Genomic DNA, 8,743 nt, shown 5'->3' with positions numbered 1-8,743 from the left:
GTACAGAGTCGTTCATTCAGTTTCTCAGGCCATGTGGAACAGAAAGGGGCAGGACGATGGTAATGCGCACGCCACCTGCCGGAGAGTGGCTGGCGCTGATTTGCCCGCCGTGGGCTTCGACGATATTCTGGCAAATCGCCAGACCTAACCCCGAGCCGCCRCTGGCGCGGTTACGCGAGCCTTCGGTACGGTAAAATCGTTCAAAAATACGGATCAGTTGTTCATCACTGATGCCCGGCGCGCTGTCCTGGAACATCAGATGCAGCGTTTTTTCGCGAATTTCTCCCAGAATTTCCAGGCCGCCATTTGGGTCAGTATAGCGCAGGCTGTTTTCCAGCAGATTGTTGATAAGTTGCGACAACCGCTGCGGGTCACCAAATACTTCGGCGCTTTCCGGCAGATGGCTGGTGAGCGTTAAATGTTTGTTGTGGAAACGATCGCGCGAACCGGCCTCTGCCAGTTGCACCAGATGTACCACATCAGTGTCGACTTTACGGTACGCCAGCGCACCGGCATCAGACAGCGAAAGCTGGTGCAGGTCATCGACCAGTTTGGTCAGAATCGATACTTCAGATTGCAGTGATTCCAGTGAACCGACTGTCATTTTTCGCACACCGTCCTGCATGGCCTCCAGCTCACCGCGCAATACCGCCAGCGGAGTGCGTAATTCGTGAGAAATATCCGCCATGAATGCCCGGCGCATTTGCTCGTTTTTCTCCAGCGTCATTGCCAGCTGGTTAAAGTCCTGCGCCAGTTTCCCCAGTTCGTCTTCACTGTCGACCTCCACGCGGGTGCTGAAATTTCCTGCGGCAAGCTGGTGGGTGCCATTCACCAGCCGTTTTACCGGCGCGAGCATTCCGCGGGATAAAACCCAGGTTACGGCGGCGGCCAGCAGTGCAGTAAAGGCGACAATCATCCAACTGGTCCGGCTTTGCTGGCGCTCAAAGTTGATATCGGCATCGCGGGTCAGGCGCTCAGCAGGTGTGGAAATTACCGAACCGATGACGACGCCATCAACGGTCATCACGCGGCGCGGTCCCTGCAGATCGGGGGGAACAGGCTGATCGTAACCACCGATCCGGCGGTCGTGACTGTCGAGGATCCAGAATTTTGTCCGCCAGCCCTGCGGTGGCATTCTCGGGCTGCTGTTTTGTTCAAATGAGCGCATCAGCTGATAGATTAACCGGTCATTTGTTTCCAAAAATTCCCAGTTGCCATGCTGCTTGTACTGCTCCTGCAATGTGTCCGCCAGCAGCTCGACACGCTGTTCATTGCTTTGGCGGATGTAGTCAATAAAGCCCCGTTCGAAGCTCATCCGTACGCCCCAGTTCATGGTGATCAACACCAGCGCGCAGGTACAAAAGATGGCCATAAACAGCTTGGCAGTGATACCAGGTTTCATGATTTTCTCATCGGATCGGGGGAGCCGGCCTCAGCACGACGACGGCTAATGATGGCATTTTTCTGCGTGTCAGGCGGCACTTTGGAAAATACCCAGGCGGGCAGGGCAATCACCAGTGCCATTGACATGTAGCAATACAGGAAAGCGGTGTGCAGGGTGCTGCTGTCAGGCGTAATCGCTTGCTGATGTGCAAACAGGCCAATCAGCAACCCGGCGACGCTGACACCGAGGCTCATCGACAATTGCATGATCATCGACAGTAAGCTGTTGCCGCTGCTGGCAAGGCGCGGCGGCAAATCTTTGAGCGTAAGAGTATTCATCGACGAGAAGCGCAGGGAGTTCACCATTCCCTGGAAGAAAAGCACAATCGGGATCATCCACATGGCGCCATAAATCGCCACCAGCGGGAAGATAAGCGTAATCAGTGCCAGCAGCAAGGTGGCGCTGACCAGTGCAGAACGGTAACCCAGCTGATTTACCAGCCGGACCACCACGCGTTTCATCCCCATGCTGCCCAGCACCATCGGGATCATCATCAGCCCGGCGTGGAAGGGCGTAAAGCCCATCCCGAGTTGCAGAAAGACCGGCGTCATAAATGGCAACATGCCGCTGCCGATACGTCCCAGCAGGCTGCCGATCAGACCGATCTTAAAGGTTGGTGTATGGAACAGGCGCAGGGAAAACAGTGCCGAGAGATTGCCGCGCGCATGCATCCAGTAAATGCCCAGCGCGCCGCCACCGGCCACCACCAGCAATACGATTTCCAGCGCCGTCAGCCCCATGCTGCGGCTGCCTTCCAGTGCCAGCGTCAGCGTCGCCATACACACGGCCAGCATGACAAACCCGCTGATATCAAAGCGCCGGGTCTGCATTTTATAATTTGGCATGATCATTAATGTGGCGATGCAACCGGCCAGACCGACCGGCAGATTGATCAGAAAAATCCAGTGCCAGCTGGCATATTGCACCAGAAAACCACCCAGCGCCGGACCCAGTAACGGACCGACCTGACCGGGCAGTGTCACCATCGTCATCGCTGCCATGTATTCGCTGCGCGGGACAATTTTCAGCACCGTCAGCCGTCCGACCGGCACCATCATCGCGCCGCCGATCCCCTGAACTATGCGCGACATCACCAGTTCACGCAGGCTTTCCGATTGCGCGCACAGTAGCGAGCCGAGCGTGAACAGCACAATGGCTGAAAAGAATACCCACTTCACACCGACTTTATCCGCCAGCCAGCCGCTCGCCGGTAACATCACCGCAACTGTCAGCACATAAGCGACAATAACCGAATGCATGTGCAGCGGGTTTTCGCCCAGACTGCGGGCCATGGACGGCAGGGCAGTATTGACGATCGTGGTGTCGAGGGCCTGCATAAAGAAGCCAAAGGCGACGATCCACAATTGCCAGCGAACCGAAGGTGGCAGCGGCGTGGAAGGCGATAAGGTGTCAGTATTTTCAGATTTCATGAGTCATCGCATCAGCACAATCATTTTTGTGGCATTTCAGGAGGGAATTCACCTGCAGACCGGCTCACAGTGTAGCCAGAATGTTTCAGCAGAAAATGGAGGAAATAAGGAGAGTCTTTCCCATTTTTTGACAATTCCTCTGACAATAAAGAATAGCTTTCAGCCTGACATTTTATATCAAAATGCTAAGGTTGACCTTTGACCATGAACCGTTCGCACGCAAAGTAAGTCTAATCTGAACTTATAAAGGGAGAGAATGATGAGCAAAAGAGAACTGGGTCGTTCAGGTATTCAGGTGCCGCTGTTAACCTTTGGTGGCAATGTATTTGGCTGGACCGTCGATCAGGCTGCCTCGTTTAACCTGCTGGATGCCTTGCTGGATCATAAACTGAATTTCATCGATACGGCAGATGTGTACTCGAGCTGGGTTGAAGGCAACAAAGGGGGAGAATCCGAAACCATCATCGGCAACTGGCTGAAAAAATCCGGTAAGCGTGACCAGATCATTCTCGCCACCAAAGTCGGTAAGCCGATGGGCGAAGGTAAAGTCGGTTTGTCGCCGCGCTATATTAAAGAAGCGGTAGAAGCCTCTCTGAAACGTCTGCAAACGGATTATATCGATTTGTATCAGTCACATGATGACGATGCGGATACACCGCTGGCCGAAACTATGGCGGCATTTGACGCGTTAATCAAAGAAGGGAAAGTGCGCGCCGTCGGGGCATCTAACTACAGTGCGCCGCGTCTGGCCGAAGCGCTGAAAGTCAGCCAGGAAAACGGGCTGGCACGTTATGAAACGCTGCAACCACAATACAATTTGTATGACCGCAAAGTGTATGAGGAAGCGCTGGAAAAAGTCGTGACAGATAATGGTCTGGGCGTCATCAACTTCTATGGCCTGGCCGCCGGCTTTCTGACCGGGAAATATCGAACCAAAGCCGATGCCGGTAAGAGTAAACGCGGCGAAAACGTGATTGCGCGTTGCCTGAATGAGCGCGGCCTGAAAGTATTGGCCGGACTGGATCAGGTGGCTGAGAAGCATGGCGCACAACCGGGACAGGTTGCACTGGCCTGGCAGATTGCCCGCCCGGGCATTACCTCACCGATCGTCAGTGCGACCTCCCTGCAACAGCTCAATGAACTGGCGCAGGCCGCAACCCTGAAACTCGATGATACCGATATCAGGACCTTAAATGACGCCAGTGCCTGGTAAATCCGGGATCTGAGATATAAAAAAACCGCCTGATTCAGGCGGTTTGCGTTTATCTGCATCTTTAAATCTTAACGGAACAACGTTTGTGCCCAGCGCGCCAGACCGGCGGTGACCGAGCCAAAATCATTCCCTCCGACCAGCGGGATACCCGGTAACTGAGCCTGCAACGCAGCACGTAATAACGGTGAACGCGCACTGCCACCGGTCAGGTAAATTACATCCGGTTTAATTTCGCTGCTGGCAAGTGCCAGACTGACCTGCTCCTGAATACGTTCCAGTGGCTGAGAAATCGCTTCGCTCAGTTGTTGCTGGCTGATCGTTTCTGCCAGACCCGATTCAATGAAGTCCATTGCCGCCGTTACGCTTTCATGTTCAGACAGTGCAATCTTACTTTCTTCCGCTGCACGAACCAGACGGTAGCTCAGACGTTGTTGCTGAATTTTCAGCAGGCGTTTGATCAAATCAGGCTGCGCTGCATCGCGGATCAGATCACGCAACATGCGGCCATTCGCCACACTATAGAAATCCAGTTGTGCAGGAACGTCGTTGGTGGCGACGGCATTCCAGTAAGGCAGGGCCGGAATAGCGATACCTTTCTGGGTTTCACTGCCCATACCAAATTGTGGTGTCAGTTGCTTGAATGCGGTCATGATATCCAGATCATTACCGCCGACGCGGCAACCACTATGGCCGAGCAGGCTGTTCTGACGCTCTGCTTTATCACGCCATTGTGGCCCCATCAGCAGCACCGAGCAGTCGGTGGTACCGCCGCCGATATCGACAACCAAAACCGTTTTCTCTTCGGTCAGTGTGGCTTCGAAATCCAGACCTGCCGCCACCGGTTCAAACTGGAAAGCGATATCGCGGAAACCTGCGCGTTCAGCCGCACGCTGCAAAATCCCCTGCGCCTGGGCATTGGCCTCTTCACCCCCCATACCCTGAAAGTTAATCGGGCGGCCGATAACGGTCTGTTCAATACTTTCCTGCAAGACGGATTCAGCCTGGCGTTTGATGTGGAACATCATCGCGCAAACCAGATCTTCGAACAGAGCGATCTGTTGAGGTTTCAGGCCATTTGCGCCAAGGAACGATTTTGGCGAACGCACAAAGTACACTTCTTCCGGATCTTCCATATAGGTCGAAAGCGCCTGCAAACCGAAGTTTACGCTGTTGGCATTGACCGGAATATCTTCCTCGCGGTTAAAGCTGATACTGCGACGCAGCAGCGCCAGATTTTCATCACTGCCTGCCGGAACCTGTCCGTGACGGTTCAGCCATTCGCTGACCGCTTCACGTGTCGGCGCACAAAGCATGGAGGGTAAGTAAGGATCGTTATTTTCGAGCGCCAGAAGGTGAGCGTTATTGTCACGCATCACCGCAACGGAGCAATTCGCTGTACCGTAGTCAAATCCAATAAACATCATTGTTCCCCATGCCAAAGAAGGGACGGGACTTTACCGGAGAGAGCGAGATTCATCAAGTCAGATGGGCGGTACAATTCTGAGGAAGTCCCTCTCCTGGGACGGAGAGGGAACAAAGGGCGGAGAATTACTTCATTTCTATCACTTCAATAGCCCCTGTGCTTTCGCGACGACATTATCAGCGGTAAAGCCGAACTCTTTAAACAGTTGCTCTGCGGGTGCGGATTCCCCGAAGGTTGTCATGCCGACAATGGCACCGTTAAGGCCTACATACTTGTACCAGTAATCGGCGATACCGGCTTCAACAGCGACGCGTGCGGTCACCGTTTTCGGCAGAACAGACTCACGGTACGCTGCGTCCTGCTGATCGAAAACATCGGTGGACGGCATGGAAACCACGCGAACCCTGGTACCCAACGCGGTCAGTTTCTCTGCGGCTTCCACCGTGATGCCGACTTCAGAGCCGGTGGCAATCAGGATAACGTCCGGTGTGCCGTCAGAATCTTTCAGTACATAACCGCCGCGAGCTACGTTAGCCAGTTGCTCAGCCGTACGGGGCTGCTGAGTCAGGTTCTGGCGCGAGAAGATAAGTGCAGAAGGACCGTCAGTACGTTCGATGGCGTATTTCCAGGCGATAGCTGATTCTACCTGATCGCCCGGACGCCATGTGTTCATGTTTGGCGTCACACGCAGGCTGGCCATTTGTTCTACCGGCTGGTGCGTCGGGCCGTCTTCACCCAGACCGATAGAGTCATGGGTATACACGAACACGTTGCGGATTTTCATCAGTGCCGCCAGACGAACGGCGTTACGGGCATATTCCACGAACATCAGGAATGTCGCCGAATACGGCAGGAAACCGCCGTGCAGGGCGATACCGTTAGTGATGGCGGTCATGCCAAATTCACGGACACCGTAGTGAATGTAGTTACCCGCTTTATCGTCACCGATAGATTTTGAACCAGACCACATCGTCAGGTTACTTGGCGCAAGGTCCGCAGAACCGCCGAGGAATTCAGGCAGGATTTTACCGAAGGATTCCAGGGCGTTTTGCGAGGCTTTACGGCTGGCAATATTGGCCGGTTTCGCCTGCAATTCTTCGATGTATTTCTGCGTTTCGCTTTGCCAGTTAGCAGGCAGTTTGCCGCTCACACGGCGCTCAAATTCTGCGGCCAGTTGCGGATAGGCTTTTGCGTAAGCCGCAAATTTCTCGTTCCAGGCTTTCTCTTTCGCTTTACCGGCTTCTTTGGCATCCCACTGGGCGTAGATATCCTGCGGGATTTCGAAAGGCGGGGAGTTCCAGCCGATATGTTTACGGGTGGCTGCAACTTCATCATCGCCCAGCGCAGCGCCATGCGCGCCGTGGGTGCCGGCTTTGTTCGGTGAACCGAAAGCAATCACGGTTTTGCATAGCAACAGCGACGGTTTGTCGGTCACCTTGCGGGCTTCTTCGATGGCGGCTTTTACGGCGTCAGGATCATGCCCGTCAATACCGCGGATCACATGCCAGTGATAGGCTTCAAAGCGTTTGGCGGTGTCATCGGTGAACCAGCCTTCAACATGGCCGTCGATGGAGATACCGTTGTCATCATAAAACGCAATCAGCTTGCCGAGCTTCATGGTGCCGGCGAGTGAACAGGCTTCGTGTGAGATGCCTTCCATCATGCAGCCGTCGCCTAAAAAGGCGTAGGTGTAGTGGTTCACGATGTCGTGATTTTCACGGTTAAACTGAGCTGCAAGCGTGCGCTCGGCAATCGCGAAACCTACGGCGTTAGCGATACCCTGACCCAGCGGGCCGGTGGTGGTTTCGACGCCCGGTGTATAGCCGAATTCCGGGTGCCCAGGCGTTTTCGAATGCAACTGGCGGAAGTTTTCCAGCTCTTTCATTGGCAGATCGTAACCCGTCAGGTGCAGCAGGCTGTATTGCAGCATTGATCCGTGTCCGTTAGACATCAGGAAGCGGTCGCGATCGGCCCATTTCGGGTTGGTCGGGTTGTGATTCATGTAATCACGCCACAGCACTTCAGCGATATCCGCCATTCCCATTGGTGCGCCGGGATGGCCTGAGTTCGCTTTTTGAACGGCATCCATGCTCAGGGCACGGATCGCATTCGCAAGTTCTTTACGAGAGGGCATATTCACTCCATCTGTTTTTTTCAAAGCTAAAGTTCAGCGCTTAAATTGAGTTAAAACTAAAGTTGTGCTGACAGCATATCTTCGAGTTTTTTCTGATCGACGGCGAACTGGCGGATACCTTCGGCCAGTTTATCTACCGCCATCGCATCCTGATGATGTTCCCAGAGGAATTCAGCCTGAGTCAGCGGTGCAGGCTTTTTACCCGCCTGAGAGGACGGCTGCAGTTTGCGTTCAACCGGCGCGTCACTGGCTTTTAGCTCTTCCAGCAGGTTGGGAGAAAGGGTCAGGCGGTCACAGCCTGCCAGTGCCAGAATTTGTTCCACTTTGCGGAAACTGGCACCCATGATGACGGTCTCGTAACCGTGGGATTTGTAGTATTCGTAGATATCCCGGACAGATTTCACGCCCGGATCTTTTTCAACGTCGTAAGTGGCATTGGGCTCTTTGGCTTTGTACCAGTCGTAGATACGGCCAACGAAGGGAGAAATCAGGTAGACACCGGCTTCGGCGCAGGCGCGTGCCTGAGCAAAGGAGAACAGCAGGGTCAGGTTACAGTTGATGCCTTCTTTTTCCAGTTCTTTGGCGGCCTGAATGCCTTCCCACGTAGACGCCAGTTTGATCAGAATGCGCGATTTATCAATGCCATGATCCTGATATAAACCAATCAGTTTGCGGGCTTTTTCGATACACAAATCCCGGTTAAATGACAGGCGGGCATCCACTTCTGTCGAGACGCGCCCCGGTACACTTTTCAGAATTTCGGCCCCGATATTGACGGCCAGTTTATCTGTGGCATTGATCACCTGAGCTTCTTTGCTGCCGCCTTGCTTGCGGGCATAGTCCAGCGCGTCTTTAACCAGGTTTTGGTATTGTGGCAGGTCGGCTGCTTTGAGGATCAGCGAAGGATTGGTCGTCGCATCCTGAGGCTCGAAATGACGGATAGATTCAATGTCACCGCTGTCGGCAACGACGGTGGTGATTTTTTTTAGTGCGTCTAACTGGTTCATCTCTTAGCTCCTTGGCGAGAAAAAACGATACAGCAATAAGGTCGAACGACTCTCTTTCGTAGGGCTCCTACCCTGCATCATCCGGTTAACAA

6 protein-coding genes are annotated in these 8,743 nt (G+C 53.9%); 1 reads left to right on the top strand and 5 read right to left on the bottom strand.

Features of this window, described 5'->3' with window-relative positions:
• Positions 1 to 16: 16 nt before the first annotated feature.
• Positions 17 to 1,402: an envelope stress sensor histidine kinase BaeS gene (baeS, locus tag AC1DUO_RS22290; RefSeq protein WP_112151270.1), complete on the bottom strand. Its 1,386-nt coding sequence runs from the start codon at positions 1,400 to 1,402 to the stop codon at positions 17 to 19.
• Positions 1,399 to 2,874 carry a multidrug transporter subunit MdtD gene (gene mdtD / locus AC1DUO_RS22285; RefSeq protein WP_013574409.1) on the bottom strand — a complete coding sequence of 492 codons (1,476 nt, stop codon included), beginning with the start codon at positions 2,872 to 2,874 and terminating at the stop codon, positions 1,399 to 1,401. The genes baeS and mdtD overlap by 4 nt, the downstream gene beginning before the upstream one ends.
• Positions 2,875 to 3,133: 259 nt before the next feature.
• Here mdtD and AC1DUO_RS22280 point away from each other — a divergent pair, with 259 nt between their 5' ends.
• On the top strand, positions 3,134 to 4,087 hold the full coding sequence (locus AC1DUO_RS22280; RefSeq protein ID WP_013574410.1) for an aldo/keto reductase: 954 nt from the start codon (positions 3,134 to 3,136) through the stop codon (positions 4,085 to 4,087).
• 68 nt (positions 4,088 to 4,155) lie between these two features.
• On the opposite strand, the gene yegD is transcribed toward AC1DUO_RS22280, so the two are convergent.
• From yegD to tal, 3 genes are all read right to left on the bottom strand, one after another.
• The gene (gene yegD, locus AC1DUO_RS22275; protein ID WP_013574411.1) at positions 4,156 to 5,508 is read right to left on the bottom strand and encodes a molecular chaperone; all 1,353 of its coding nucleotides are present in this window, start codon (positions 5,506 to 5,508) and stop codon (positions 4,156 to 4,158) included.
• A gap of 141 nt (positions 5,509 to 5,649) precedes the next feature.
• Positions 5,650 to 7,644 (bottom strand): transketolase, encoded by a 1,995-nt coding sequence (tkt, locus tag AC1DUO_RS22270; protein WP_112198397.1) that lies wholly within the window; start codon positions 7,642 to 7,644, stop codon positions 5,650 to 5,652.
• 56 nt (positions 7,645 to 7,700) lie between these two features.
• Positions 7,701 to 8,651: a transaldolase gene (tal, locus tag AC1DUO_RS22265; protein WP_112198398.1), complete on the bottom strand. Its 951-nt coding sequence runs from the start codon at positions 8,649 to 8,651 to the stop codon at positions 7,701 to 7,703.
• Between the last annotated feature and the right edge of the window lie 92 nt (positions 8,652 to 8,743).

The organism is Rahnella sp. P4_A8 (assembly GCF_056402435.1).
Note: the sequence above shows the minus strand (reverse complement) of the source record. Positions and strands in the feature narration are given on the sequence as shown.

Bases quoted from the DNA above. Each gene is read 5' to 3' on its own strand.
- tal (WP_112198398.1), bottom strand. From the start codon at position 8,651: ATGAACCAGTTAGACGCACTAAAAAAAATCACCACCGTCGTTGCCGAC.
- tkt (WP_112198397.1), bottom strand. From the start codon at position 7,644: ATGCCCTCTCGTAAAGAACTTGCGAATGCGATCCGTGCCCTGAGCATG.
- mdtD (WP_013574409.1), bottom strand. From the start codon at position 2,874: ATGAAATCTGAAAATACTGACACCTTATCGCCTTCCACGCCGCTGCCA.
- AC1DUO_RS22280 (WP_013574410.1), top strand. From the start codon at position 3,134: ATGAGCAAAAGAGAACTGGGTCGTTCAGGTATTCAGGTGCCGCTGTTA.
- yegD (WP_013574411.1), bottom strand. From the start codon at position 5,508: ATGTTTATTGGATTTGACTACGGTACAGCGAATTGCTCCGTTGCGGTG.